This is a genomic window from Variovorax sp. HW608, from assembly GCF_900090195.1.
Classification (GTDB): Bacteria; Pseudomonadota; Gammaproteobacteria; order Burkholderiales; family Burkholderiaceae_C; genus Variovorax.
This window is the reverse complement of sequence record NZ_LT607803.1, coordinates 4,582,596-4,607,961: the sequence shown is the minus strand read 5'-3', so window position 1 is coordinate 4,607,961 and position 25,366 is coordinate 4,582,596. Positions and strand designations below refer to the sequence as shown.

Sequence of the window (25,366 nt, the reverse complement as noted above, 5' to 3'; positions counted from 1 at the left end):
TGCCCACTTCGTGTGGCCGCCAACCCCCTGCCGGGGGCAACACCAGCGGCCCGGCGGAGCCGGTTCCGCGGTGTTTCACCAACGGACCTGGCTACGCCGGCCGCATCCGTCTATTGCAATGCTTGGACGCCTGCCACCAGCCAGCCGCCGCCGCCGGTGGGCTTGGTCATGTTCCAGACTTCGCGGAACGGGCTCGGGCCGTTGGAAACGTCCTCGCGGATCATGCCGGAGAACTCGACGCTCGCCAGATAGGCGTCGGGCAGTTCCTCGATGCCCAGGAGCTTCGCGTCGAGCATCACGACCTCGGTCTTGTTCGGCTGGCCGCCGGTGTGGGTCTCGCGCTCGGCCAGCTGCTGGCGGATCTCGCCGACCATCTCGTCGGTCATCATCGATCGCAGCGTGCCGATGTCGGCGCGATCCCAGGCGTCCTGCAGGGTGACGAAGTTGCGCTTCGCGGCGGCGAGGAAGCCATCGGTGTCGAAGCCCGCCGGGATGCCCCAGGACTGCGATCCGACCAGGGCCGAGCCGATCATGCTGCCGCCCGCGGCGGCGGCGCCCGCCATCGACGAACCGGCCGGGTGGTCGGGCTGCTTGGCAGGGGTCGAATCGAAGGGCAACTGATTGCGCTCCCACGGCCGGGCCGAGGCATCGTTGCCGACGTTCTTGGGGCTGTACTGCGCCGGTGCCGTGGCATCGGCCGGATTGCCGGCGCCCTGGAACGCGAAGCCGCCGGTGCGCGGTGCCGATGCGCCGCGCGAACGCGAGGCAAAGATGCGCCACACGGCCACCGCGGCCAGCGCCAGCAGGATCATCAGCAGAACGTTGCCGAAGGCGGCGCCAAGGCCGAGGGAGTTGGCAAGCCACGCGAGGCCCAGGCCCGCGGCCAGGCCGCCGAGGATGCCGGCCCACGGACGCTTGGGGGCTGCGGGCGCGGTTTGCGGCGCAGCCGGCGCCGGCTTCGTCGCGGTGTCGTTCGCGCTCTGGGCGGGTGCGCCGGGCTGTGCGGGCGCCGCCGGCGGTGTCGCCTGGCGCTGGGTCACATTGCTCGACTGCTTGCCGAACGACTTCCCGCCACCCAGGCGTGCGGCGTCGGCGTCGATGCTCACGACGGCCAGCGCACACACCAGCATGACGGACCACAAATTCTTCATGACGTCTCCTCTACGGCCAACAAACATCTCAGGTTCAGCACTTGATTCCAACATGCAGCGCGACGACGCCGCCGGTCATGTTGTGATAGTCCACATGCCCGAAACCGCCCTCCTTCATGAGGGTCTTGAGTTCTTCCTGGCCCGGATGCATGCGGATCGACTCCGCGAGATAGCGATAGCTCGCATCGTCGCCCGCGACCACCTTGCCCAGGCGCGGCAGGACACTGAACGAATACCAGTCGTAGACCTTCTCCAGCGGCTTGGCGACCTTCGAGAACTCGAGCACGAGCAGCTTGCCGTGCGCTTTCAGCACGCGGTTCATCTCCTTGAGCGCGGCGTCCTTGTGGGTCATGTTGCGCAGGCCGAAGGCGACCGTGACGACATCGAAATGGTTGTCGGGGAACGGGAGTTTCTCGGCATCGCAGACCATGGTGGGCAGCACGACGCCCGCATCCAGCAGGCGGTCGCGACCGGTGCGCAGCATGGCCTCGTTGATGTCGGTGTGGACGACCTGGCCCGTAGCGCCGACCTTCTTCGCGAAGGCCAGGGCGAGGTCGCCGGTGCCGCCCGCGATGTCGAGCACCTTCGAGCCTTCGCTCACGTTCGCCACCATGACGGTGTAGGCCTTCCATGCCCGGTGAAGGCCCATGGACATGAGGTCGTTCATGAGGTCGTAGCGCGAGGCGACCGAGTCGAACACGCCGCGCACGCGCCGTGCCTTGTCGCTCTCGTCGACCGATTGGAATCCGAAGTGGGTGGTACTCATCCTGCCGATGTTAGGCCGGAAGCGTTCACTCTGCGCCGACGACCCCGTGGGGACACCGGGCATTTCTCACTGCATCAGTGGCTGCCACAGGCGTGCCCGCCCTTCTCGGGCATCGGTGCGTCGCGATCGACACCCGCGGCAGCGAGGCGCTTTTCATACTCGGCCCACAGTTCGTTCTGGCGTGCGCCGAGGTCGTAGAGCAGGTCCCACGAAAAGATGCCGCTCGCGTGGCCGTCGCTGAAGGTGGGCTGCACCGCATAGTTGCCGACGGGCTGAAGGTCCAGCAGGTCGACGTCGCGCTTGCCGGTCTGGAGGATTTCCTGCCCCGGGCCGTGGCCCTGCACTTCCGCCGAGGGCGAATAGATGCGCATCAGCTCGAAGGGGATCCTGAAGACCGCGCCGTCGGAAAAGCCGATCTCCAGCACGCGCGAAAGGCTGTGCACCGTGATCGATTGCGGCGTCGGAGCGCCTGCCTGCAAACCTGCCATCAGAAACTCCTGCTCGAAAGGCGCCGGATCATGTCGCGCTCCACCGCGGGCAGCGCCTGCTCGATGGCGGATTCGCGCCCGATATCTCGTTCGCGCTGCGCGGGCGCCCACACCGGCTGAGGGAAGCGCGTGTCCCAGTCGAAGCGCGCGATCACGTGCCAGTGAAGATGCGGCACCATGTTGCCGAGCGCCGCGAGATTGATCTTGACCGGCGCCAGCGCATCGCGCAGGCATTGCTCGACGATGGCGACGGCCTCCATGCAAAGGCCGCGATCCTCCGCCGAAAGCTCGGACCACTCCGCGACATGCGCCTTCCAGACCACACGATAGAACGCGGGAAAGCCCGCTTCCGCCGCATGGATCACGCGGAACTTCGCCGCATCGTGGACCAGCCTTCCGCCGGTCTCGTCGCACAGGGGGCAGCCTTCGACGCGGTTCATCAGCGCGGCGCTCACACCAGCACGCGCTCGATGCCGCCCTGGTTCGCGGCGGCCACGTAGTCGGGCATCCAGTTCTCGCCGAGGATCCTGCTGGCCATCTCGACCACGATGTAGTCGGCTTCGAGCAGGCCGTTGCTCAGGTCGTTGCCGTAGCGGCTCAGGCCCTGCAGGCAGCTCGGGCAGCTGGTGAGGATCTTGATGTTGCCTTCGGGCGCGACCTTGCCGGACGCGCGCAACGCGGATTCGCCCTTCTGCAGTTCCTCCTCCTTGCGGAAGCGGATCTGCGTGGAGATGTCCGGCCGCGTCACGCCGAGCGTGCCCGATTCGCCGCAGCAGCGGTCGCTCTTGAGCACGTTGTCGCCGACCAGCGCCTTCACCGTCTTCATCGGGTCCTGCAGCTTCATCGGCGTGTGGCAGGGGTCGTGGTAGAGGTAGCCCGCACCGCCCGCCTCGCCCAGCATGATGCCCTTTTCGAGCAGGTACTCGTGGATGTCGACGATGCGGCAGCCCGGGAAGATCTTGTCGAACTGGTAGCCCTGGAGCTGGTCGTAGCAGGTGCCGCAGCTCACCACCACGGTCTTGATGTCGAGGTAGTTGAGCGTATTGGCGACGCGGTGGAAGAGCACCCGGTTGTCGGTGATCATCTTCTCGGCCTTGTCGTACTGGCCGCTGCCGCGCTGCGGATAGCCGCAGCACAGATAGCCCGGCGGCAGCACCGTCTGCACACCGGCATGCCACAGCATGGCCTGGGTGGCGAGGCCCACCTGCGAGAAGAGCCGCTCCGAGCCGCAGCCCGGGAAGTAGAACACCGCCTCGGTCTCGGGCGTGGTCGCCTTCGGGTCGCGGATGATCGGCACGTAGTCGGCGTCCTCGATGTCGAGCAGCGCACGGGCCGTCTTCTTGGGCAATCCGCCGGGCATCTTCTTGTTGATGAAGTGGATCACCTGCTCCTTGACCGGCGCAGGGCCCAGCGTGGCCGGCGGCGCCGCGGTCTGCTTCTTCGCCAGCCCGCGCAGCAGGTCGTTGGCGAAACGCTGCGCCTTGAAGCCGATGTCGACCATGCCGGTGCGCATCGCCTTGATGGTCTGCGGGTTGGTGGCGTTGAGGAAGAACATCGCCGCCGCGTTGCCCGGCCGGAAGGACTTCTGCCCCATCTTGCGCAGCAGGTTGCGCATGTTCATCGACACGTCGCCGAAGTCGATCTTCACGGGGCACGGCGTCAGGCACTTGTGGCAGACCGTGCAGTGGTCGGCCACATCCTCGAACTCTTCCCAGTGCTTGATGCTCACGCCGCGCCGCGTCTGCTCCTCGTAGAGGAAGGCCTCGACCAGCAGCGAGGTCGCGAGGATCTTGTTGCGCGGCGAATAGAGCAGGTTGGCGCGCGGCACGTGCGTGGCGCACACCGGCTTGCACTTGCCGCAGCGCAGGCAGTCCTTGACGCTGTCGGCGATGGCGCCGATGTCGCTCTGCTGCATGATGATCGACTCGTGCCCCATGAGGCCGAAGCTCGGCGTGTAGGCATTGGTCAGGTCGGCATGCAGCGCGCGGCCGCCCTGCGCGAAGCCCGCGTTGTCGCGCAAGAGCTTGCCCTTGTTGAAGCGGCCTTCCGGATCGACCCGGCGCTTGTAGTCCGCAAAGGGCTGCAGTTCGTCTTCGCTCAGGAATTCGAGCTTGGTGATGCCGATGCCGTGCTCGCCGGAAATCACGCCGTCGAGGCTGCGCGCCAGCTCCATGATGCGCCCGACGGCCTGATGCGCCGTCTGCAGCATCTCGTAGTTGTCGCTGTTGACCGGGATGTTCGTATGCACGTTGCCGTCGCCGGCATGCATGTGCAGGGCGACCCAGACGCGGCCCTTCAGCACGCGCTTGTGGATGGCGTTGCACTCGGCCAGGATCGGCGCGAACTCGCCACCGGTGAAGATCGTCGCCAGCGGCGCGCGGATCTGCGTCTTCCAGCTCGCGCGCAGCGAGTGGTCCTGCAGCTGCGGGAACAGCGTGTCGACGTCGGCGAGCCAGCCCTGCCACAGCGTGCGAATCTCGGCCACGAGTGCCACCGCCTGCGCCACGCGGTCTTCCAGCAGCTCGGCCGTGGGGATGTCGTTCGCGTCGTCGCTCTTGCCCAGCGGCAGGTTGCCGCGCGCGAGGAACGCTTCGAGCTCGTCGGCGAGCGCGATCTTGTTGCGCAGCGACAGCTCGATGTTGATGCGCTCGATGCCGTCGGTGTACTCGGCCATGCGCGGCAGCGGGATCACCACGTCCTCGTTGATCTTGAAGGCGTTGGTGTGGCGGCTGATCGCGGCGGTGCGCTTGCGGTCGAGCCAGAACTTCTTGCGCGCCTCGGGGCTGATGGCGATGAAGCCCTCGCCGCTGCGCGAGTTGGCGATGCGCACCACTTCCGACGTGACACGCGCCACCGCGTCGGCATCGTCGCCGGCGATGTCGCCGAAGAGCACCATCTTCGGCAGGCCGCCGCCATGGCGCTTGGACTTGGTCGCGTACCCAACCGCCTTGAGGTAGCGGTCGTCGAGATGCTCCAGCCCGGCCAGCAGCACACCCGATCGCTTCTGTTCGGCGAACATGAAGTCCTTGATCTCGACGATGCTCGGCACCGCGTCCTTGGCGTTGCCGAAGAACTCGAGACAGACGGTGCGGGTGTGGGCCGGCATGCGGTGCACCACCCAGCGGGCGCTGGTGATCAGGCCGTCGCAGCCTTCCTTCTGGATGCCCGGCAGGCCCGAGAGGAACTTGTCGGTCACGTCCTTGCCGAGGCCTTCCTTGCGGAAGGTCTTGCCGGGGATTTCCAGCCGTGCAGTGCGCAGCGCGGTCTTGCCGTCGGCCGCGAAGTACTGCAGTTCGAAGACCGCGCTTTCGGCGTCGTGGATCTTGCCGAGGTTGTGGCCGACGCGCGTGACTTCGAGCCATTCGGCCTCTGGCGTCACCATGCGCCACGAGGCGAGGTTGTCGAGCGCCGTGCCCCAGAGCACGGCCTTCTTGCCGCCCGCGTTCATCGCGACGTTGCCGCCCACGCAGGAGGCCTCGGCGGAGGTGGGATCGACCGCGAAGACGAAGCCCGCGCGCTCGGCCGCATCGGCCACGCGCTGCGTGACGACGCCGGCTTCGGTCCAGATCGTCGGCACCGGTGCCGCGAGGCCCGGCAGCGAGCGCATCTCGACTTCGGTCATCGCCTCGAGCTTCTCGGTATTGATGACCACGCTGTTCCAGGTCAGCGGAATCGCGCCGCCGGTGTAGCCGGTGCCGCCGCCGCGCGGAATGATGGTCAGGCCGAGCTCGATGCAGCCCTTGACCAGGCCGGCCATCTCGGCCTCGGTATCGGGTGTGAGCACGACGAACGGGTATTCGACCCGCCAGTCGGTCGCGTCGGTCACGTGCGACACGCGCGAGAGCGCGTCGAACTTGATGTTGTCCTTGGCGGTCAGCCGGCGGAGCAGGCGCGTGGCCTTGCGCCGCAGGGCCGCGACGTCGCGGAACAGGGTGTCGAAGGCGGCAATGGCCCTGGCGACGAGCTCGACCAGCTCGCCCACCAGCGCGTCGCGCTGCGGATCGCTGGCGGGCGTGCGGCGCTTCTGCACTTCGGACAGGCGATGGTTGAGCGCGTCCACCAGCTGGCCGCGCCGGCGCGGGTTGTCCAGCAGGTCGTCGACCAGGTAGGGGTTGCGCTGCACCACCCAGATGTCGCCCAGCACCTCGTAGAGCATGCGGGCCGAGCGGCCGGTGCGGCGCTCGGAGCGCAGGGTCTGCAGCAGTTCCCAGCCCCGTTCGCCGAGCAGGCGGATCACGATCTCGCGATCGGAGAAGCTGGTGTAGTTGTAGGGGATCTCACGCAATCGCACAGGCTCTGCGGCCTGCGACAACAACGCCGTCAGGGCGGTCGGAGCATTCATCTGGGCGTCAAGGGTTGGGCCTCGGTCGGGCGCTGCGCGCCCCTGAACCAGGGGCACGGATTTTAAGACAGCCCCAAAGGACCTGCAGCCGGGTCAGAAGAGGACCCGGCTCCGGATGGTTCCCGGGACCTTGGCGAGCTTCTCCAGCGCAAGGTCGGACGATGCCGCATCGATGTCGGTCACGACGTAGCCGACCTTCTCGTTGGTCTGCAGGTACTGCGACGCAATGTTGATGTTGTTGTCGGAAAAGATCCGGTTGATCTCCGACAGCACCCCCGGCACGTTGCGGTGGATGTGCAGCAGCCGGTGCTTGCCCGGGTGCGCCGGCAGCGCCACCTCGGGGAAGTTGACCGACGAGGTCGAGGTGCCGTTGTCGCTGTACTTGACCAGCTTCTCGGCCACTTCGAGCCCGATGTTGGCCTGCGCCTCCATGGTCGAGCCGCCGATGTGCGGCGTCAGGATCACGTTGTCCAGCCCGCGCAGCGGCGACTGGAACTCGTCCTTGTTGCTGCGCGGCTCGACAGGGAACACATCGACCGCGGCGCCCAGCAGCTTGCGCTCCTTCAGCGCGGCGGCCAGCGGCTCGATCTCGACCACGGTGCCGCGCGAGGCGTTGATCAGGATCGCGCCCGGCTTCATCGCGGCGATCTGGGCCGCGCCGATCATCCATTGCGTCGCCGGCGTCTCGGGCACGTGCAGGCTCACGATGTCGGCGAGCGAGAGAAGCTCGTCCAGGTCCCTCACCTGCCGTGCGTTGCCCAACGGCAGCTTGGTCACGACGTCGAAGAAGACGACCTGCATGCCCAGCGCCTCGGCCAGCACCGAGAGCTGCGCGCCGATCGAGCCGTAGCCGACGATGCCGAGCGTCTTGCCGCGGATTTCGAAGGCGTTCTCGGCCGACTTGAGCCAGCCCCCGCGGTGCGCGACGGCGCTCTTCTCGGGCACGCCGCGCAGCAGCAGGATGGCTTCCGCCAGCACGAGCTCGGCCACCGAACGGGTGTTGGAGAAAGGCGCGTTGAAGACGACGACGCCATGCTCGCGCGCCGCATCGAGATCGATCTGGTTGGTGCCGATGCAGAAGGCGCCCACCGCCACGAGCTTCTGGGCGGCGGCGAACACTTGCGCCGTCAGCTGCGTGCGCGATCGGATGCCGAGGAAGTGCACGTCGGCGATGCGGGCCCTGAGCTCCGCGTCCGGCAAGGCGCCGGGGAGCGCCTCGACGTTGGTGTAGCCGGCGGCATTCAACACCTCGATCGCCGAAGGATGGATACCTTCGAGCAGGAGGAACTTGATCTTGCTTTTCTCGAGGGAGGTCTTGCTCATGAGGCAGGGCCGAAAAAAGGGAGGGCGATGCTAGCATGGTGCGCCGCAGCATGCAGGCGTCATGGCTGTTGCACCCAAAAAGGGTTTCCCCCGTTGGTGCACACTCCGCACCGCTTGAAAAATATTGTGACGCTGTCGTGTCATACGCGAACCCTAGCATTCGCGTTTCTCTTTTCCCCCAGAGGAGTCTTCATGCGATTCAAAACGCTCGCCTTGGCCTCGGCGCTCGCCGCAACGATTTCCACGTCCGCGCTGGCACAGACCGAGATCCAATGGTGGCATTCCATGACCGCCGTCAACAACGAGTGGGTCAACGATCTGGCCAGGCAGTTCAACGAGAGCCAGAAGGAATACAAGGTGGTGCCCGTCTTCAAGGGCCAGTACGACGAGTCGATGACCGCCGCGATCGCGGCCTTCCGCGCCGGCAACGCGCCGCACATCCTGCAGGTGTTCGAGGTGGGCACCGCGACGATGATGGCGAGCAAGGGCGCCATCATCCCCGTGGCCAAGGTCATGCAGGACGCGGGCCAGAAGTTCGATCCGAGCGTGTACATCCCCGCCGTCGCCGCCTACTACACGGCCCCCAACGGCCAGATGCTGAGCTTCCCGTTCAACAGCTCGACCACGGTCTTCTACTACAACAAGGACGCGTTCAAGGCCGCCGGCCTGGACCCGAACAAGGCGCCGTCGACCTGGCCTGAAGTGGTTGCCGCGGCGGCCAAGCTGAAGGCCAGCGGCCACAAGTGCCCGTTCACGACGGCATGGCAGAACTGGACCCAGTTGGAGAGCTTCTCCGCGTGGCACAACGTCGAGTTCGCCTCGAAGAACAACGGCCTCACGGGCATGGACGCCCGCCTGAAGGTGAACTCGCCGCTGCACGTGCGCCACATCGAGAACCTCGCGAACATGGCCAAGCAGGGGCTCTTTGTCTACAAGGGCCGCTCCAACATCCCCGAGGCCACGTTCATCTCCGGCGAATGCGCCATGATCAACACCTCGTCGGGCTTCTACGGCAACGTCGCCAAGAACGCGAAGTTCGCCTATGCCGTCGCGCCGCTGCCCTACTACCCCGACGTGCCGGGTGCGCCGCAGAACACCGTGATCGGCGGCGCCAGCCTCTGGGTGATGGCGGGCAAGAAGCCGGACGAGTACAAGGGCATTGCCGAGTTCTTCAAGTTCATCTCGAAGCCCGAAGTGCAGTCCGCCAGCCACAAGCGCACCGGCTACCTGCCCATCACCACCGCGGCCTACCAGCTCACCGAGGAGTCCGGCTTCTACAAGCAGAACCCCGGCACCGATGTGGCGGTGACGCAGATGATCCGCAAGGTGACGGACAAGAGCCGCGGCGTCCGCCTGGGCAACTACGTGCAGATCCGCACGATCGAGGACGAGGAACTCGAACAGGTCTGGAACGGCAAGAAGACCCCCAAGGAGGCGCTGGACGCCATCGTGAATCGCGGCAACGAGCAGCTTGAGCGGTTCCAGAAAGCGAATAAAGGCTGACGCCTTTTTCGCCAAGGCGGCACTGTTCGCACCCCACCCTGCCCTCCCCGCCGAGCGGGCTGACAAGGGCTGGGGCCCTTGCAGCCCTTCGGGCACAGGATGGCACCCCACCCTGCCCTCCCCGCCAGGCGGGGAGGGGTGCCTGCCGATAGGCCGCTGACTGGGGCGCAGTTAGACTCGCTGCCCCGCCGGGTGACTGGCGGGGTTTCTTCTTGAGGGGTTCATGGAAAAACGCGTTGTCTTCCGCTCGGGCTGGCTGCCTTGGGCGCTGCTCGCGCCGCAGTTGATCGTCATCGGCGTGTTCTTCTTCTGGCCCGCCGGCCAGGCGCTCGTGCAATCGATGCAGATGCAGGACGCCTTCGGCGCTTCGACCGAATGGGTGGGCCTGCAGAATTTCCGGGACCTGTTCAACGATCCGGGCTACATCGAGTCCTTCGAGACCACGGCCCTGTTCTCGGTCCTGGTCGCAGGCATCGGCATCGCGCTGTCGCTGCTGCTCGCGGTGTTCGTGGACCGCATCGTGCGCGGCGCGATGATCTACAAGACGCTCCTCATCCTGCCCTACGCCGTCGCGCCCGTCGTGGCCGCGGTGCTGTGGGTCTTCATGTTCTCGCCTTCGCTCGGCGTGGTCGCCTACGGGCTCGGCAAGCTCGGCTTCGACTGGAACCATCTGCTCAGCGGATCGCACGCCATGGCGTTGATCGTCATGGCGGCCGTCTGGAAGCAGATCTCCTACAACTTCCTGTTCTTCCTCGCGGGGCTGCAATCGATCCCGAAGTCGCTGATCGAGGCGGCGGCCATCGACGGCGCGCGACCCTGGCGGCGCTTCTGGACGGTGCAGTTTCCGCTCTTGTCGCCGACCACCTTCTTCCTGCTGGTGATGAATGTCGTCTACGCCTTCTTCGAGACCTTCGCGATCGTCGATGCCGCCACCCAGGGCGGCCCCGGCACGGCGACGCGCATCCTCGTCTACAAGGTCTACCACGACGGTTTCAAGGGCATGGACCTCGGGGGTTCGGCCGCGCAATCGGTGGTGCTGATGGCCGTCGTCATCGTGCTCACGGTGCTGCAGTTCCGCTACGTCGAGAAGAAAGTCAATTACTGAAATGATCGAACGTCGCCCCAGCCTCGGCATCCTGGCGCACGCCGTCGCGATCCTCGGCGTGCTCATCGTCGCCTTTCCGATCTACCTGGCCTTCGTCGCCTCGACCCACACTGCGCAGGAAATCGTCCAGAGGCCGATGCCGCTGCTGCCGGGCGGACATCTCTGGGAGTCCTACAAGACCGCGCTTCTTGGCCGCGCCGGGGGAGCGGGCGCGGGCTCCACGGCGCCGGTCGCGCGCATGATGTGGGTGAGCCTCGTGATGGCGCTGGGCATCACCTTCGGCAAGATCGCGATCTCGCTGCTGTCGGCCTTCGCGGTGGTGTACTTCCGCTTTCCCCTCAGGAGCCTGTGCTTCTGGGCCATCTTCGTCACGCTGATGCTGCCGGTCGAAGTGCGGATCGGGCCGACGTACCAGGTGGTCTCGGACCTGGGCATGCTCAACAGCTATTCGGGTCTGACCATCCCCTTGATCGCCTCGGCGACCGCGACCTTCCTGTTCCGGCAGTTCTTCCTCACCGTGCCCGATGAGCTCATCGAAGCGGCCCGCATGGACGGCGCCGGACCGATGCGCTTCTTCTGGGACGTGCTCGTGCCGCTGTCGAAGACATCGATCGCGGCCCTCTTCGTCATCCAGTTCATCTACGGTTGGAACCAGTACCTCTGGCCGCTGCTCGCGGCCACCGGCGAGGACATGTACCCGATCGTGATCGGCATCCGCCGCATGATCGGCGGCGGGGACAGCCAGAACGAATGGAACATCGTGATGGCGACTGCACTGCTCGCCATGCTGCCGCCTGCGTTGGTGGTGGTCCTCATGCAGAAGTGGTTCGTCAAGGGACTCGTGGATACCGAGAAGTGACCCTTTCCGACCCGAAGAAACAGAACAGAACATGGCATCCCTCTCGCTTCGCAACGTCATCAAGCGCTACGGCCACGGGCCGAAGGCGAACCAGGTCATCCACGGGGTCAGCGCCGAGATCGCGGACCACGAATTCATCGTCATCGTCGGCCCTTCGGGCTGTGGCAAGTCCACGCTGCTTCGCATGGTCGCGGGTCTGGAAGAGATCAGCGTGGGCGACATCCTCATCGGCGACCGGGTGGTGAACAATCTCGAACCGGCCGAGCGCGACATCGCGATGGTGTTCCAGAACTACGCGCTCTATCCGCACATGTCGGTGTTCGACAACATGGCCTACGGCCTGAAGATCGCCAAGGTGCCGTCCTCCGAGATCAAGATCCGGGTGGACAAGGCCGCGAAGATCCTCGAACTCGGCCACCTGCTCGACCGCAAGCCACGCCAGCTCTCGGGCGGCCAGCGCCAGCGCGTGGCCATGGGCCGTGCGATCGTGCGCCAGCCGAAGGTCTTCCTGTTCGACGAACCGCTGTCCAACCTCGACGCCAAGCTGCGCGCGCAAACCCGCCTCGAAATCCAGAAGCTGCACCGCGAGCTGGGCATCACCTCGCTCTTCGTGACGCACGACCAGGTCGAGGCCATGACGCTCGCACAGCGCATCATCGTGATGAACGGCGGCGTCATGGACCAGTTCGCGACGCCGGAAGAGGTGTATTCACGCCCGGCGACCACCTTCGTGGCCAGTTTCATCGGCTCGCCGCCGATGAACCTGCTCAAGCACGCGCCCGGCGTGCGGCCGGGCACGATCCTGGGCATCCGCCCCGAGCACCTGATGCTCGATGCGAACGGCTGGTCGGTGCAGGTCGAACAGGTCGAGCTCCTCGGCGCCGAACGCCTGATCTACGGCCGCATCGGCGAAGAGCAGCTCGTCATGCGTGTGGACGAAAGCCAGCCGGCGCCAGTGCCCGGCGACACGATGCGGATCGCCGCACGGCCCGACAAGTTGCACTGGTTCGACGCCGGCTCCGGCAAACGCGCGACATGAATACCGGCACGCCACTGGCCGATTGGCCCTATCCGCGCTGGGTTGCGCATCGCGGCGCCGGCAAGCTGGCGCCCGAGAACACGCTCGCGGCCTTCCGCCTCGGCGCCGAATACGGCTTTCGCATGTTCGAGTGCGATGCCAAGCTGAGCGCCGACGGCGTGCCCTTCCTGCTGCACGACACCACGCTGGATCGCACCAGCAATGGGCGTGGCGTTGCGGGCGACCAGCCGTGGTCCGCGCTGTCCCGGCTCGATGCCGGCGGCTGGCATTCGCGCCGCTATGCCGGCGAACCGCTAGCCAGCCTCGAATCCCTCATCCGCTTCTGCCTGGCCAACCGCCACGCCCTGAACGTCGAGATCAAGCCGACCCCGGGCCTCGAACGCAAGACCGGCGAGGTGGTCGCCCGGCATGCGGCCGAGGGGTGGTCCGACAGGGCTCTCCCGCCGCCGCTGCTGACCTCTTTTCAACCTGACTCCCTGCGCGGCGCGATGGCGGCGCAGCCCGAGCTGCCGCGCGGCCTGCTGCTCGACAGCCTGTGGGACGGCTGGTTCGACACCGCGCTGCAACTCGGTTGCAAGGCGATCGTCTGCAACTACGCACTCTGGGATGCGCAGGTGGTCGCCAAGGTGCATGCCGCCGGCCTTCGCGCGCTGAGCTACACCGTCAACGACGAATGGGTGGCCGAGCGGTTGACCGCGCTCGGCACGGACGGAATCATCACGGACCGCGTCGACAGGTTCAGCCCGGCCGGCTGACGCTTTCGGCAGGCGGCGGATGCCTTCTATGATGAAGTCATGAGCTGGTTCCCCCGCCTCGCGGCCCTGCTGCTGGCCGCCCTGTTCTGCTGCGCCTCGTTCGCGCAGGCCGACGCCCAGCAGGTCGAGCCCACGATCGCGGCGCTGCGCGCCGAGCTCGAGAAGATGCCGACGGTGGTCGAGAGCTCGGAGGACGTGAGCGCCCTGATCGCACAGCTCAACACCATCACCGCCGCGACCGAGAAGTTCATCGCCTCGCGCACCGGCGAACTCAACGACCTCAACGCGCGGCTCGGAGAGCTCGGACCCGTGCCCGCCGGCGGCGCCGCGGCCGAAACACCGGACATCACGGCGCGACGCGCCACGCTCACCAAGGAACGCAACGCGGTCGACGCCGATATCCGGCTGGCCCGGCTGGTGGCGGTCGATGCCCGGCAGCGCGCGACCGACCTGCTCGCCAAGCGCCGGGCCATCTTCGAGGCCCAGCTCACCGAGCGCGCGCCCACGCCGCTGGGACGCGAGTTCTGGGGCGATCTCGCCGAGGCGTGGTCCGGCGACGTCGACCGGCTCCAGGCGCTCGGCTCGGAAATCAAGGCCAGCGTGGGCGTGGCGACGCAGCCGGAGCACATCACGGCGGTGGTCTTCAGCCTGCTCTTCGCGCTACTGATCGCCCTGCCGGGCAACTGGCTGGCAGAACACACACTCACCCAGCTTGCGGCGCACGTCCTTCCGGCGGGCCGATTGAGACGCTCGCTGCTCGTGATCGCGATCGTCGCGGCCAACGTCCTCCTGGTCTTCCTGGCCGTCCGCGGCATCTACACGACCTTCGAGCTGCATGGCGTCTGGGGCGACGAGACGCGCAAGCTCGGGGATGCCATGGTGCAGTCGAGCATCTTCATCGCCTTCGTGGTCGGGCTCGGGCGAGCGCTGCTGTCCAACGGCCAGCCCTCGTGGCGGCTGCCGCCGATACCCGACGCCCTGGCGGCGCAGCTGGCGCCGTTCCCCTGGCTGATGGCCCTGGTCGCGGCGCTGGTCTGGCTGCCGACGCAGGTGAATGCCGTCGTGGAAGCCAGCTTCGCGGCCGTGGTCGCAACGCACGTCGTGGTGGCACTGGCGCTGACCGGCATGATCGGCGCCATGCTCCTGCGGCTGCGCGCCTCGCAAGCGGCACCGTTCGCGGAAGAAACGGCCGCTGCCGCTGCGTCGGCGGAAGAGGCGGAACGCCCCCTCTGGGTCGGCATCGTGCTGGGCCTGGTCGCGCTGATCCTGGTGGTGATCTGGATCCTGGTGGCCATCGGTTACGTCGCGATGGCGAGCTTCCTGGCGCAGCAGCTGAATTGGTCGGGCATCGTCCTGGCGGCGTTCTACGTGCTGTTCAAGTTCGCGGACGACCTGTTCATGGCGGTGGTGTCGTCGCACAGCAGCTTTGGCCAACGGCTGCAGGCCAGCTTCGGGCTCGCGTCGCGGACGCTCGATCAGGCGGCGGTCGCGCTGTCGGGCCTGAGCCGGGTCGCGCTCTTCTTCTACATGCTCATCGCGCTCGCGACGCCGCTGGGCACCAGTCCGGGCGAGGTGTTCCAGCGCAGCGGCAAGTTCGGCACCGGCGTGAAGGTCGGCGAGATCCAGCTGGTGCCGGGCGCGATCTTCAGCGCGACCGCGGTGCTCGTCGCGGGCTTCATCGCGCTGCGCATCGTCAAGAACTGGCTGGACCGGCGCTTCCTGCCGACCACGGCGCTCGAGCCGGGCATGCAGAGCTCGATCACCACGCTGCTCGGCTACGTGGGCGGCATCACGGTGATCGCGTTCGCGCTCTCCGCACTGGGCATCGGCATCGAGCGCATCGCCTGGGTGGCGAGTGCGCTGTCCGTCGGCATCGGTTTCGGCCTGCAGGCGATCGTGCAGAACTTCATCTCGGGGCTGATCCTGCTCGCGGAGCGGCCGGTCAAGGTCGGCGACTGGGTGGTGCTGGGCAACGCCGAGGGCGACATCCGGCGCATCAACGTGCGGGCCACCGAGATCCAGCTCGGAGACCGCTCGACGATGATCGTGCCGAACTCGGAGTTCATCACCAAGACCGTGCGCAACATGACGCTGGCGAACGCGGAAGGCCGCGTCCTGATCCGGCTGCCGATGCCGCTGAGCACCCATGCGACGCGGGCGCGGGAGGTGATCCTCGCGGCCTTCGGCAATCACCCCGGCGTGCTGTCGACCCCGGCGCCGAGCGTCACGCTGGAAGGGGTCGAGGTCGGCTTCCTCATCTTCCAGGCGGTGGCCTATGTGCAGAGCCCGCGGATCGCCGGAACGGTCCGCAGCGACGTGCTGTTCGCGATCCTCGACGGCCTGCGCGAGGCCGATCTGCAGATGGCCGCCTATCCGGGTATCCCCTCGCCGACCGGCGCACCGGCCCCCGCGCCAGCCGTGGCCACCCCCGCCCCGGGGATCCTGCCCGGCACCACCGCCTAGCGCCTCCAGGCGCCGGAAACGAGCCATTGGCTGGTGGCGCACGCGAGCACCAGCGCGCCATAGGTCGCCATCCGGCCGTCCTGCCCGAAGACGATCAGACCCGCCGCCAGCACCGCGACGCCGACCCCGAAATTGACGGCGCCCTGCACCCACCAGGCCATCCGCTGGCCCGACGGCCCCAGGCCGACCCGCCCGAGCAGCGCGCACAGGAAGCCGACGGCGAAGGCCGGGGCGACGAAGTTGAGGAGGTGGTCGAAAAAGTCCAGCGGGGCCATGGGAGTCGGCGCCGGGCGGTCATTTTGGGATGCCGGCGCGTCTGCGGGCGGCGGATTTTATAATCCCCGGCTATGTCAGTCTGGGCCCTGGGCTTGAACCATACGACCGCGCCGCTCGATCTGCGCGGTCGTTTTGCGTTCGCCGTCGACCAGATCGCCCCCACGCTGCACAGCCTGCGGCACTCCTTCGGCTCCAGCCGGCACCCCGACGTCGAAGCCGCCATCATCTCGACTTGCAACCGCACCGAGATCTACTGCGCGGCCGAACATCTCGCGCTCGACCACACCGTCGACTGGCTGGCCCAGAGCGGCGGCGTGTCGCCGGCGCTGCTGCGCTCGCACGCCTACACGCTGCATGACGACCAGGCGGCGCGCCACGCCTTCCGAGTCGCGAGCGGGCTCGATTCGATGGTCCTAGGCGAAGCGCAGATCCTCGGCCAGATGAAGGACGCCATCCGCGCGGCCGAAACCGCCGGATCGCTCGGCAGCACGCTGAACCAGCTGTTCCAGCGCTCCTTCGCGGTCGCGAAGGAAGTCCGCACCGCCACCGAGATCGGCGCCCATTCGATCAGCATGGCCGCCGCCGCGGTTCGGCTTGCCGGCCAGCTCTTCGAGGATCTCCAGCACACGCGCGTCCTCTTCGTCGGCGCCGGCGAGATGATCGACCTCGCGGTGACGCACTTCGCGGCCAAGCAGCCCAAGTCCATCGTGATCGCCAACCGCACACTGGAGCGCGGCGAAAAACTGGCTTCGCGCTTCGGCGGCGAAGCCATGCGCCTGGCCGACCTGCCGGGCCGGCTGGCCGAGTTCGACATCGTCGTGAGCTGCACCGCGAGCACGCTGCCGCTGATCGGCCTCGGTGCGGTCGAACGCGCGCTCAAGCTGCGCAAGCATCGCCCGATGTTCATGGTCGATCTGGCCGTGCCGCGCGACATCGAGCCCGAGGTCAAGGCGCTCGAAGACATCTATCTCTACACCGTCGACGACCTGGCGCAGGTCGTGCAGCAGGGCCACGCCAACCGGCAGGCCGCGGTGGCGCAGGCCGAGGTCATCATCGACGCCGGCGTGCAGAGCTTCATGCACTGGCTCGACCAGCGCGGCACCGTGCCGCTGATCCGCCAGCTCAATGCGCAGACCGACGAGTGGCGCGCGACCGAACTGGCGCGCGCGCGCAAGCTGCTCGCCCGGGGCGAGAACATCGACGCCGTGCTCGAAGCGCTGTCGCGCGGCATCACGCAGAAGATGCTCCACGGCGCGATGGCCGAGCTGCATGCGGGCGATGCCACCGCGCGCGAGCACACGGCGCAGACCATTTCGCGCCTCTTCCTGCGCAACGACCTGCGCAACAAAGAGCGTTAGCGACGCCTGCTCTCTTCCGGCGCCGCGCGCCGACCCGCCGTTGCCGCACCGCCTCTGCGGTCAACCTCTTCCGCAATCTGCCCCGATCTCCCGTGAAACCCTTTTTGCGTCACCAGCTCGAGCGCTACGCGCAACGCCTCGGCGAACTCGATTTCCTGCTTTCGCGCGAAGACATCATGTCCGACATGGCGCAGTACCGCACCATCTCGCGCGAGCATGCGGAGGTGACGCAGATCGCCGGCCGCTACGGCCGCTACAAGCAGCGCGAAGCCGACTTGGCCGGCGCGCGCGAGATGCTCGAAGACCCCGACATGGCCGAGATGGCGCAGGAAGAGATCGCGAGCGCCGAAGCGGAGCTGGTGCAGCTCGAGGACGAACTCCAGCGCCTGCTGCTGCCCAAGGACCCGGACGACGCGCGCAACGCCTTCCTCGAAATCCGCGCCGGCACCGGCGGCGACGAATCCGCGCTGTTCGCCGGCGACCTGCTGCGCATGTACACCCGCTACGCCGACCGCGCCGGCTGGCGCTGCGAGATCGTGAGCGAAAGCGAAAGCGAGCTCGGCGGCTACAAGGAAGTCGTGGTCCGCGTCGTCGGCGCCGATGTCTACGGCCGGCTGCGCTTCGAATCGGGCGGCCATCGGGTGCAGCGCGTGCCGGCGACCGAAACGCAGGGCCGCATCCACACCAGCGCCTGCACCGTCGCCGTGCTGGCCGAGCCGGACGAAGCACAGGCCGTGCAGATCAACCCGGCCGACCTGCGCATCGACACCTTCCGCGCCAGCGGCGCCGGCGGACAGCACATCAACAAGACCGATTCGGCGGTGCGCATCACGCACATCCCGACCGGCATCGTGGCCGAGTGCCAGGACGACCGCAGCCAGCACCGCAACAAGGCCAAGGCGCTGCAGGTGCTGTCGGCGCGCATCCAGGAAAGGGAACGCAGCGAGCGCGCCGCCAAGGACGCCGCGCTGCGCAAGGGGTTGGTGGGCAGCGGCGACCGCAGCGACCGCATTCGCACCTACAACTTCCCGCAGGGCCGGCTCACCGACCACCGCATCAATCTCACGCTCTACAAGCTGCTCGCGATCATGGAAGGCGACCTCGGCGAAGTGCTGGACGCGCTGAAGGCCGCGCGCGAGGCCGAGCAGCTTGCGGAGCTCGAAGCCAGCTTGCCGGCGTGACTTCCACCTACCCGCTCTCCCCCGCAACGCCGGCCGCCATGCTGTCCGCGGCGGCGTCGATGGGCATCGACCGCCTCGACGCCCAACTCCTCCTCTTGCATGTGCTCGGGCGGCAGCCGACCGATCGGGCCTGGCTGCTCGTGCACGACGCCGATCCGCTCGACGACGCGATCTGGCCGGACTACGCGCGCCTTTGCGCCCGCCGCAAGGCCGGCGAGCCGGTGGCCTACCTGGTCGGGGAGAAGGAGTTCCACGGCCTGCGCCTTCAGGTCGACCGCCGCGTGCTGGTGCCGCGCCCCGACACCGAAACACTGGTCGAGTGGGCGCTTCAGTGCATCGACGGACGGGCGGCGCCGTCGGTGCTCGACCTCGGCACGGGCAGCGGCGCCATCGCGCTCGCGATCCAGAACGCGCGGCGCGATGCCCGGGTCACGGCGGTCGACGCCAGCGCGGATGCCCTGGCGGTCGCGCGCGGCAACGCCGAGCGCCTGGGGCTGCCGGTGCGCTTCCAGCTGGCGGACTGGCTCGCCGACGCCGACGCGGGCTACGACCTGATCGTGTCGAACCCACCGTACATCCCGCGCAACGACATCCATCTTGCGGCACTGCAGCATGAGCCCCAGGGCGCGCTGGTCTCCGGCGAGGACGGGCTGGACGACATTCGCCGCATCGTCGAGGCCGCCCCGGCGCACCTCGCGGCCGGCGGATGGCTCCTGCTGGAACACGGCTACGACCAGGCCGAGGCGGTCCGGCAACTGCTCTCGCAGCGCGGCTTCTCCGAAGCCCAAAGCCGCGACGACCTCGCCGGCATCGCGAGATGTTCCGGCGGGATCTGGCGTGCGGTGAAATAATCCGCCCAGCCCAATTTCAGGAGTGCTCCCATGTCCGACGCCCAGCAACGCATCGACGATCTCGTCAAGACCAACGACCTTGTGCTCTTCATGAAGGGCAACGCCAGCTTTCCGATGTGCGGCTTCTCCGGTCGCGCGATCCAGATCCTCAAGGCCGTGGGCGTGGACCCCAAGACCCTCAAGACCGTCAACGTGCTGGAAGACGATGCCATCCGCCAGGGCATCAAGGAATACAGCAACTGGCCGACGATTCCCCAGCTCTACGTCAAGGGCGAGTTCGTCGGCGGCTCGGACATCATGATGGAGATGTACGAGTCCGGCGAACTGCAGCAGATGCTGAACGCATGACTCACCCCCAGGCTGGCGATGCCTGGAAACATGACGGCGTGCGCGTCATCCCCGGCAACCAGCTCGACACCAACACGGCCCAGACGCCGGGCATGAACCGCGCAGCCGCGATCAACTTCGCGCGCGTCGGTGCGCAGAAGCTCTGGGCCGGCACCGTCACCATCCACGCGAATGCGAAAACCGGCGCGCACCATCACGGCCATCTCGAATCGGTGATCTACGTCGTGCGGGGCCGCGCCCGCATGCGCTGGGGCGAACACCTGGAATACACGGCAGAGGCCGGTCCCGGCGATTTCATCTACGTGCCGCCCTACGTGCCGCACCAGGAAATCAACGCCAGCGAGACCGAAGCGCTCGAATGCGTGCTGTGCCGCAGCGATGGCGAAGCGGTCGCTATCAACCTCGACATCGAGCCCGTCGAGAAGCCCGAATCGGTGCTCTGGGTCGATCCCACGCACCCGCAAGGCGGTATTTGAGCGCCGCGCGACGAATCGGCAAATCCGAGAAAACATAGACACCCGCGGACGTTGGGCACGGCTTATGCTGTGTTCGAGTGTCCGAAACGGAGGTGTCCATGGAATCCCGCAGTCTCGTGCCAGCGTCGTCGTTCCAACTGCCGGTCGCTCACCTGCGCAGCGTCTTCCAGACGCAGGATGTCGAGCGCAAGCTCGCGAAGCTTCCGGATCACGATCACGAACACCTGCGCACCACCTACGAACGCATGCTGGAGCGCGGCCCCGAACGCTTCCAGGTCAAGCCCAGCGGTGTGCCGGAGATGTCCGGCCTTTACGCGCAACTGCCCAACTTCACCGAGGTGCTCGACGACGTGCGTCGCCATGTCGCCCTCTCGCAGGACAGCCGCGACGGACTCGAAGTCACGCCGATGCTGCTGGTGGGGCCGCCGGGCATCGGCAAGACCCACTTCGCGCGCAAGCTCGCCGAGCTGCTCGGGACCGGCATGTCGCTGGTGCCGATGAACTCGATGACCGCCGGCTGGCTGCTTTCCGGCGCCTCCTCGCAATGGAAGGGCGCCAAGCCCGGCAAGGTGTTCGAGGCGCTGGTGGACGGCCAGTACGCCAATCCGGTGATGGTCATCGACGAGATCGACAAGGCCGGCGCGGACACCCAGTACGACCCGCTCGGCGCACTCTACAACCTGCTGGAGCACGACACCGCGCACGCCTTCGTCGACGAGTTCGCCGAAGTGCCGATCGACGCCAGCCAGGTGATCTGGATCACGACCGCCAACGACGAGCGCAGCATCCCCGAACCGATCCTGAACCGCATGAACGTGTTCGAGATCGAGGCGCCCTCGCCCGAAGCCTCGCGCCAGATCGCGCACCAGCTCTACGCATCGATCCGCGGCGACCACGACTGGGGCCGGCGCCTGGCGCCGGAACCTTCGAGCGACGTGCTGGACCTGCTCGCCACGCTGGCGCCGCGCGAGATGCGACGCGCGCTGATGACCGGCTTCGGCAATGCCCGGCTCGCCGGCCGCGACGAGGTTCGCGTGGAGGACCTGCCGCGCGCCGGCGTTCAGCGCGGCCGCATGGGATTCGTGCAGTAGGCCCCGCGGCCGGGCGGCTTCACGGCTGAGCGCTCGCCGCTCTCGTGGCACCATGTCGGTCTTCGACGACCGACCCATGACCCTGACCCAAAGCCTGCTGGTCATCGTCGCGCTGATCGCGACGAGCGCCTTCTTCTCCCTCGCCGAGATATCCCTCGCGGCTTCGCGCCGCCTGCGCCTGCGGCAAATGGCCGACGAGGGCGATCTGCGCGCCGAGCGCGTGCTGCGCATGCAGGAGCAACCGGGCCACTATTTCACCGTGGTGCAGATCGGACTCAACGCGGTCGCGATCCTGGGCGGCGTCGTCGGCGAGGGATCGCTCAGCCCCTATTTCGCCGACCTGTTCGACCTGTGGCTCAGCCCGAAGGCCTCGCAGACCGCCGCGTTCCTCGCGTCGTTCGTCACGATCATCGCGATCTTCCTGATCTTCGCCGACCTCTTTCCGAAGCGGCTGGGCATGAGCAATCCCGAACGGCTCGCGGTGCGGATGGTCGGGCCGATGGGGATGCTGATCACTGCCATGAAGCCGCTGGTCTGGCTCTTTACCGTCAGCACGGACCTGCTCTTCAAGCTGCTTCGCATGCCGGCTGAGCGCGACGAGAAGATCACCTCGGCCGACATCCTCGCGATGACCGAAGCCGGCGCCCGGGCCGGCGTGCTCGCTGAGCGGGAACAGCAGGTGATCGCGAACGTCTTCGAGCTCGACACCCGGCTCGTCAGCAGCGTGATGACCTCGCGCGACCGCATCGCCTGGTTCCTCAAGGATGACGCCGAGTCGGTGCTGCGCGCCCGCATCATGGCCGAACCCTTTTCCGCCTATCCGGTGTGCGACGGCGATATCGACCATGTGCTCGGCTATGTGGACGCCAAGTTCATGTTCCAGCGCGTGCTGAGCGGCCAGCCGCTCTCCTTCGAACACGGCTTGCCGCTGCACAAGGCGCTGGTGGTCCCCGACAGGCTCTCGCTCACCGAGATGCTCGAACAGTTCCGGCAGGCGCACGAGGACTTCGCGATCATCGTCAACGAGTACAGCCTGGTGGTCGGCGTGATCACGCTGAACGACGTCATGAGCACCGTGATGGGCGACTTCGTCGGCGCGCAGGACGAGGAGCAGCAGATCGTCAAGCGCGACGAGAACTCGTGGCTGATCGACGGCGTCACGCCGATCCAGGACGTGGAGCGCGCGCTCGACCTCGAAGAGCTGCCGCACCGCGAGGAGTACGAGACCCTCGCCGGCTTCCTGATGGTGATGCTGCGCCGCGTGCCCAAGCGGACCGACAGCGTGACCTGGGCCGGCTACACCTTCGAGGTGATGGACGTGGACAGCTTCCGCATCGACCAGGTGATGGTCACGCGCGGCAAGCCGGCGGCAAGCGCCGATCTGGCCGCAAGCCTCAATCCGGGCGGGAATCCTTGAACACCCACAGGCGCTGGTTCGCGAACACGGCGCTCGGGTAAGGCGACTTGCCGCGGCTGCCGTTGTAGCGACCGAGCGTCATGAACAGATCGCCGCCCTCGCGGTCGAGGTAGTGCCGCAGGATCACGCAACCGAAGCGCAGGTTGGTCTGCATGTGGAAGAGCGTGGACGGATCGCCGTCGCCGATCGAGCGGGTCCAGAACGGCATCACCTGCATGTAGCCCCGCGCCCCGACGCTCGAGACGGCGAATTTGCGGAAGTTGCTCTCGACCTGGACCAGGCCGAGCACGAGGCTCACGTCGAGCCCCGCGCGGCGCGACTCGTACCAGACGGTCTGCAGGAATTCCTTGCGCATGGGCCAGTCGGGAAGCTTCTTCTTCAGCCGTTCGCTCATCTCGCCGAGCCAGCGCAGGTAGGCCAGGCGCGACGCGGTGTCCTTGAACTCGGGAACCGGCGGCGCCGTGTTGCGGATCGCCGCGGTCAACGCGGTGCGCACCGAGTCGATCAGGGGTTCCTCGATCTGGGCGCCGGCCAGCGCCGGCGTCGGCAGCGCCAGGGTCAGCGCCCCGGCTGCGGCGCCGCCCAGGCACAGGCGTCGCGAAAGTCCGGGCGCATCCATCGGCGCCACGGGGGTCATTGGGTAACCTTCGTGCTTCGCACTGCGGTGCGAGCCCCCTTCGGAACGGCCGGGCGGGGGCTCATTGGGCTACCCTCGCGCAGCGGCGCTTCGGGATTCGCCTTCGGAACGGCCGGGCGGCTCATGCAGCGGCCAGCCGGCCGGTGATGAAATCCGCGATGCCGGCAGCCGGCACCTTGGTCGCGGAGGTTTCGCGGCGGTGCTGGTATTCGTACTGGCCTTCCTTCAGGCCACGATCGGAAATCACCACGCGGTGCGGCACACCGATCAGTTCCCAGTCGGCAAACATCGCACCGGGCCGCTCGCCGCGGTCGTCGAGCATCACGTCGACGCAGGCCGCCAGCAACTGGTCGTGGAGCGCTTCGGCGGCGGTCTTGACCTCGGCGCTGCGGTCCATGCCGATCGGGCAGATGACCACGGTGAACGGCGCGATCGCGTCGGGCCAGATGATCCCGCGCTCGTCGTTGTTCTGCTCGATCGCCGCCGCCGGCAGGCGCGTGATGCCGATGCCGTAGCAGCCCATTTCCATGAACTGGGGCTTGCCCGCTTCATCGAGGAAGGTCGCGTTCATCGGCTTGCTGTACTTGGTGCCGAGCACGAACACATGGCCGATCTCGATGCCGCGCTCGATCGCCAGCACGCCCTTGCCATCGGGCGAGAGATCGCCGGCAACCACGTTGCGGAGGTCGGCCACGGCATCGGGCTCGGGCAGATCGCGGCCCCAGTTGACGCCGGTGATGTGGAAGTCGACTTCGTTGGCGCCGCAGATCCAGTCCGCCATCACGGCCACCTCGCGGTCGGCGACGATCCTGACCGACTGCTTCCGGTTCAGCGGCCCGAGGTAGCCCGGCTTGCAGCCGAAGTGGTCCTCGATCTCGGCGGTGGTCGCGAAGCGGAAGCCCTGGTCGAGCCCCGGCACCTTGCCGACCTTGATCTCGTTCATGTCGTGATCGCCGCGAACCAGCAGCAGCCAGATTTCGGCACCCTTGATCTCGCCCGCCTCATCGAGGATGTCGGTCGCGAGAACGAGCGACTTCACCGTGGTCGAGAGCGGCACGCCCAGCAGCTCGGCGACCTCTTCGCAGGTGGCCTTGCCCGGCGTCGGCGTCCTGGTCATCGGCTTGGCCGCCGCGGGACGGGGGCCGGACGGCGCGAGCGCCTCGGCCTTTTCCATGTTGGCGGCGTAATCGCTGCCCGGGCAGTAGACGATCGCGTCCTCGCCGGTGGCGGCGATGACCTGGAATTCCTGGCTGACGTCGCCGCCGATCGCGCCGCTGTCGGCGGCCACCGCCCGGTAGCGCAGGCCGAAGCGGTCGAAGATCTTCCGGTAGGCGTCGGCCATCACCTTGTAGCTGGCCTTGGCGGCATCCAGGTCGCGGTCGAAGCTGTAGGCGTCCTTCATGGTGAATTCGCGGCCGCGCATCAGGCCGAAGCGCGGCCGGCGCTCATCGCGGAACTTGGTCTGGATCTGGTAGAAGTTCTTCGGCAGCTGCTTGTAGCTGCGGATTTCCTGGCGGGCGATGTCGGTCACGACCTCCTCGCTGGTCGGCTGGATCACGAAGGAACGCTCGTGCCGGTCCTTGATGCGCAGGAGCTCCGGGCCGTAGGCCTGGAAGCGGCCGCTCTCCTCCCAGAATTCGGACGGCTGGACCACCGGCATGGTCAGCTCGACGGCGCCGGCGCGGTTCATTTCCTCGCGCACGATCGCCTCGACCTTGCGGATCACGCGCAAGCCCATCGGCATGTAGGTGTAGATGCCGGTGCCCAGCTTCTTGATCATGCCGGCCCGCATCATGAGCCGGTGGCTGACGATTTCGGCATCCGCCGGTGCTTCCTTGAGGGTGGAGATAAAGAACTGGGAAGCTTTCATCGGATGCGCAGAAGTGGAGAGGTAGGATGCAACGGATGGGCCCTCGGGCCCCGGGACTGGCCGCTTG

22 protein-coding genes are annotated in these 25,366 nt (G+C 67.2%); 13 read left to right on the top strand and 9 right to left on the bottom strand.

The genetic code is table 11. The features are described from left to right. Positions 1-110: 110 nt before the first annotated feature. The 6 genes from VAR608DRAFT_RS21695 to serA all read right to left on the bottom strand — a co-directional run bounded on the left by VAR608DRAFT_RS21695 (position 111) and on the right by serA (position 8,070). Positions 111-1,151, bottom strand: coding sequence for a Tim44 domain-containing protein (locus VAR608DRAFT_RS21695; RefSeq protein WP_088955943.1), 1,041 nt, complete (start codon positions 1,149-1,151; stop codon positions 111-113). 34 nt (positions 1,152-1,185) lie between these two features. Continuing rightward, positions 1,186-1,917 (bottom strand): bifunctional demethylmenaquinone methyltransferase/2-methoxy-6-polyprenyl-1,4-benzoquinol methylase UbiE, encoded by a 732-nt coding sequence (gene ubiE / locus VAR608DRAFT_RS21690; RefSeq protein WP_088955942.1) that lies wholly within the window; start codon positions 1,915-1,917, stop codon positions 1,186-1,188. 74 nt (positions 1,918-1,991) lie between these two features. Further along, positions 1,992-2,405 (bottom strand): gamma-butyrobetaine hydroxylase-like domain-containing protein, encoded by a 414-nt coding sequence (locus VAR608DRAFT_RS21685; protein ID WP_088955941.1) that lies wholly within the window; start codon positions 2,403-2,405, stop codon positions 1,992-1,994. Next, positions 2,405-2,845 carry an HIT family protein gene (locus VAR608DRAFT_RS21680; protein WP_088958901.1) on the bottom strand — a complete coding sequence of 147 codons (441 nt, stop codon included), beginning with the start codon at positions 2,843-2,845 and terminating at the stop codon, positions 2,405-2,407. The genes VAR608DRAFT_RS21685 and VAR608DRAFT_RS21680 overlap by 1 nt, the downstream gene beginning before the upstream one ends. 11 nt (positions 2,846-2,856) lie before the next feature. After that, positions 2,857-6,747, bottom strand: a complete 3,891-nt coding sequence (locus VAR608DRAFT_RS21675) for a DUF3683 domain-containing protein (RefSeq protein ID WP_088955940.1) — start codon at positions 6,745-6,747, stop codon at positions 2,857-2,859. 93 nt (positions 6,748-6,840) lie between these two features. Continuing rightward, the gene (gene serA, locus VAR608DRAFT_RS21670) at positions 6,841-8,070 is read right to left on the bottom strand and encodes a phosphoglycerate dehydrogenase (protein ID WP_088955939.1); all 1,230 of its coding nucleotides are present in this window, start codon (positions 8,068-8,070) and stop codon (positions 6,841-6,843) included. 192 nt (positions 8,071-8,262) lie between these two features. Between serA and ugpB the strand changes: the two genes are divergently transcribed. From ugpB to VAR608DRAFT_RS21640, 6 genes are all read left to right on the top strand, one after another. Beyond that, positions 8,263-9,573 (top strand): sn-glycerol-3-phosphate ABC transporter substrate-binding protein UgpB, encoded by a 1,311-nt coding sequence (gene ugpB, locus VAR608DRAFT_RS21665; RefSeq protein WP_088955938.1) that lies wholly within the window; start codon positions 8,263-8,265, stop codon positions 9,571-9,573. Positions 9,574-9,796: 223 nt separating this feature from the next. Continuing rightward, the gene (gene ugpA, locus VAR608DRAFT_RS21660; RefSeq protein WP_088955937.1) at positions 9,797-10,678 is read left to right on the top strand and encodes a sn-glycerol-3-phosphate ABC transporter permease UgpA; all 882 of its coding nucleotides are present in this window, start codon (positions 9,797-9,799) and stop codon (positions 10,676-10,678) included. A 1-nt stretch (position 10,679) separates the two neighbouring features. Further along, on the top strand, positions 10,680-11,537 hold the full coding sequence (ugpE, locus tag VAR608DRAFT_RS21655) for a sn-glycerol-3-phosphate ABC transporter permease UgpE (RefSeq protein WP_088955936.1): 858 nt from the start codon (positions 10,680-10,682) through the stop codon (positions 11,535-11,537). Between the two features lie 31 nt (positions 11,538-11,568). After that, positions 11,569-12,576 (top strand): sn-glycerol-3-phosphate ABC transporter ATP-binding protein UgpC, encoded by a 1,008-nt coding sequence (gene ugpC / locus VAR608DRAFT_RS21650; RefSeq protein ID WP_088955935.1) that lies wholly within the window; start codon positions 11,569-11,571, stop codon positions 12,574-12,576. Beyond that, complete coding sequence (gene ugpQ / locus VAR608DRAFT_RS21645) at positions 12,573-13,331, top strand: glycerophosphodiester phosphodiesterase (protein ID WP_088955934.1); 759 nt, start codon at positions 12,573-12,575, stop codon at positions 13,329-13,331. Before ugpC ends, ugpQ begins: the two co-directional genes overlap by 4 nt. A gap of 39 nt (positions 13,332-13,370) precedes the next feature. Then, a complete protein-coding gene (locus VAR608DRAFT_RS21640; protein WP_088955933.1) occupies positions 13,371-15,794 on the top strand; it encodes a DUF3772 domain-containing protein in 2,424 nt (807 codons plus the stop codon). On the opposite strand, the gene VAR608DRAFT_RS21635 is transcribed toward VAR608DRAFT_RS21640, so the two are convergent. Further along, positions 15,791-16,069, bottom strand: a complete 279-nt coding sequence (locus VAR608DRAFT_RS21635) for a hypothetical protein (protein ID WP_088955932.1) — start codon at positions 16,067-16,069, stop codon at positions 15,791-15,793. The genes VAR608DRAFT_RS21640 and VAR608DRAFT_RS21635 overlap by 4 nt on opposite strands. Positions 16,070-16,141: 72 nt before the next feature. On the opposite strand from VAR608DRAFT_RS21635, the gene hemA reads away from it, so the two are divergent. The 7 genes from hemA (at position 16,142) to VAR608DRAFT_RS21600 (ending at position 22,792) form a co-directional block, all read left to right on the top strand. Further along, positions 16,142-17,428 carry a glutamyl-tRNA reductase gene (gene hemA, locus VAR608DRAFT_RS21630; RefSeq protein ID WP_088955931.1) on the top strand — a complete coding sequence of 429 codons (1,287 nt, stop codon included), beginning with the start codon at positions 16,142-16,144 and terminating at the stop codon, positions 17,426-17,428. A 92-nt stretch (positions 17,429-17,520) separates the two neighbouring features. Then, on the top strand, positions 17,521-18,609 hold the full coding sequence (gene prfA, locus VAR608DRAFT_RS21625) for a peptide chain release factor 1 (RefSeq protein WP_088955930.1): 1,089 nt from the start codon (positions 17,521-17,523) through the stop codon (positions 18,607-18,609). Positions 18,610-18,647: 38 nt separating this feature from the next. After that, complete coding sequence (gene prmC, locus VAR608DRAFT_RS21620; protein ID WP_172843989.1) at positions 18,648-19,460, top strand: peptide chain release factor N(5)-glutamine methyltransferase; 813 nt, start codon at positions 18,648-18,650, stop codon at positions 19,458-19,460. Between the two features lie 30 nt (positions 19,461-19,490). Then, a complete protein-coding gene (gene grxD, locus VAR608DRAFT_RS21615) occupies positions 19,491-19,808 on the top strand; it encodes a Grx4 family monothiol glutaredoxin (RefSeq protein ID WP_088955928.1) in 318 nt (105 codons plus the stop codon). Then, positions 19,805-20,284, top strand: a complete 480-nt coding sequence (locus VAR608DRAFT_RS21610) for a cupin domain-containing protein (RefSeq protein ID WP_088955927.1) — start codon at positions 19,805-19,807, stop codon at positions 20,282-20,284. Before grxD ends, VAR608DRAFT_RS21610 begins: the two co-directional genes overlap by 4 nt. A gap of 98 nt (positions 20,285-20,382) precedes the next feature. Then, positions 20,383-21,375: an AAA family ATPase gene (locus tag VAR608DRAFT_RS21605; protein ID WP_088955926.1), complete on the top strand. Its 993-nt coding sequence runs from the start codon at positions 20,383-20,385 to the stop codon at positions 21,373-21,375. 76 nt (positions 21,376-21,451) lie between these two features. After that, on the top strand, positions 21,452-22,792 hold the full coding sequence (locus VAR608DRAFT_RS21600) for a hemolysin family protein (protein WP_088958900.1): 1,341 nt from the start codon (positions 21,452-21,454) through the stop codon (positions 22,790-22,792). Here the strand turns inward: VAR608DRAFT_RS21600 and VAR608DRAFT_RS21595 are convergent. Continuing rightward, positions 22,770-23,429 carry a lytic transglycosylase domain-containing protein gene (locus VAR608DRAFT_RS21595; RefSeq protein WP_172843885.1) on the bottom strand — a complete coding sequence of 220 codons (660 nt, stop codon included), beginning with the start codon at positions 23,427-23,429 and terminating at the stop codon, positions 22,770-22,772. The genes VAR608DRAFT_RS21600 and VAR608DRAFT_RS21595 overlap by 23 nt on opposite strands. Before the next feature lie 121 nt (positions 23,430-23,550). Then, positions 23,551-25,299, bottom strand: coding sequence for a proline--tRNA ligase (locus tag VAR608DRAFT_RS21590; RefSeq protein WP_088955925.1), 1,749 nt, complete (start codon positions 25,297-25,299; stop codon positions 23,551-23,553). Positions 25,300-25,366 lie beyond the last annotated feature (67 nt).

What these genes read in the sequence shown, in the direction of transcription:
- VAR608DRAFT_RS21695 (WP_088955943.1), bottom strand. Translation starts at nt 1,151, where the DNA reads ATGAAGAATTTGTGGTCCGTCATGCTGGTGTGTGCGCTGGCCGTCGTG.
- ubiE (WP_088955942.1), bottom strand. Translation starts at nt 1,917, where the DNA reads ATGAGTACCACCCACTTCGGATTCCAATCGGTCGACGAGAGCGACAAG.
- VAR608DRAFT_RS21685 (WP_088955941.1), bottom strand. Translation starts at nt 2,405, where the DNA reads ATGGCAGGTTTGCAGGCAGGCGCTCCGACGCCGCAATCGATCACGGTG.
- VAR608DRAFT_RS21680 (WP_088958901.1), bottom strand. Translation starts at nt 2,845, where the DNA reads ATGAACCGCGTCGAAGGCTGCCCCCTGTGCGACGAGACCGGCGGAAGG.
- VAR608DRAFT_RS21675 (WP_088955940.1), bottom strand. Translation starts at nt 6,747, where the DNA reads ATGAATGCTCCGACCGCCCTGACGGCGTTGTTGTCGCAGGCCGCAGAG.
- serA (WP_088955939.1), bottom strand. Translation starts at nt 8,070, where the DNA reads ATGAGCAAGACCTCCCTCGAGAAAAGCAAGATCAAGTTCCTCCTGCTC.
- ugpB (WP_088955938.1), top strand. Translation starts at nt 8,263, where the DNA reads ATGCGATTCAAAACGCTCGCCTTGGCCTCGGCGCTCGCCGCAACGATT.
- ugpA (WP_088955937.1), top strand. Translation starts at nt 9,797, where the DNA reads ATGGAAAAACGCGTTGTCTTCCGCTCGGGCTGGCTGCCTTGGGCGCTG.
- ugpE (WP_088955936.1), top strand. Translation starts at nt 10,680, where the DNA reads ATGATCGAACGTCGCCCCAGCCTCGGCATCCTGGCGCACGCCGTCGCG.
- ugpC (WP_088955935.1), top strand. Translation starts at nt 11,569, where the DNA reads ATGGCATCCCTCTCGCTTCGCAACGTCATCAAGCGCTACGGCCACGGG.
- ugpQ (WP_088955934.1), top strand. Translation starts at nt 12,573, where the DNA reads ATGAATACCGGCACGCCACTGGCCGATTGGCCCTATCCGCGCTGGGTT.
- VAR608DRAFT_RS21640 (WP_088955933.1), top strand. Translation starts at nt 13,371, where the DNA reads ATGAGCTGGTTCCCCCGCCTCGCGGCCCTGCTGCTGGCCGCCCTGTTC.
- VAR608DRAFT_RS21635 (WP_088955932.1), bottom strand. Translation starts at nt 16,069, where the DNA reads ATGGCCCCGCTGGACTTTTTCGACCACCTCCTCAACTTCGTCGCCCCG.
- hemA (WP_088955931.1), top strand. Translation starts at nt 16,142, where the DNA reads ATGTCAGTCTGGGCCCTGGGCTTGAACCATACGACCGCGCCGCTCGAT.
- prmC (WP_172843989.1), top strand. Translation starts at nt 18,648, where the DNA reads ATGCTGTCCGCGGCGGCGTCGATGGGCATCGACCGCCTCGACGCCCAA.
- grxD (WP_088955928.1), top strand. Translation starts at nt 19,491, where the DNA reads ATGTCCGACGCCCAGCAACGCATCGACGATCTCGTCAAGACCAACGAC.
- VAR608DRAFT_RS21610 (WP_088955927.1), top strand. Translation starts at nt 19,805, where the DNA reads ATGACTCACCCCCAGGCTGGCGATGCCTGGAAACATGACGGCGTGCGC.
- VAR608DRAFT_RS21605 (WP_088955926.1), top strand. Translation starts at nt 20,383, where the DNA reads ATGGAATCCCGCAGTCTCGTGCCAGCGTCGTCGTTCCAACTGCCGGTC.
- VAR608DRAFT_RS21600 (WP_088958900.1), top strand. Translation starts at nt 21,452, where the DNA reads ATGACCCTGACCCAAAGCCTGCTGGTCATCGTCGCGCTGATCGCGACG.
- VAR608DRAFT_RS21595 (WP_172843885.1), bottom strand. Translation starts at nt 23,429, where the DNA reads ATGACCCCCGTGGCGCCGATGGATGCGCCCGGACTTTCGCGACGCCTG.
- VAR608DRAFT_RS21590 (WP_088955925.1), bottom strand. Translation starts at nt 25,299, where the DNA reads ATGAAAGCTTCCCAGTTCTTTATCTCCACCCTCAAGGAAGCACCGGCG.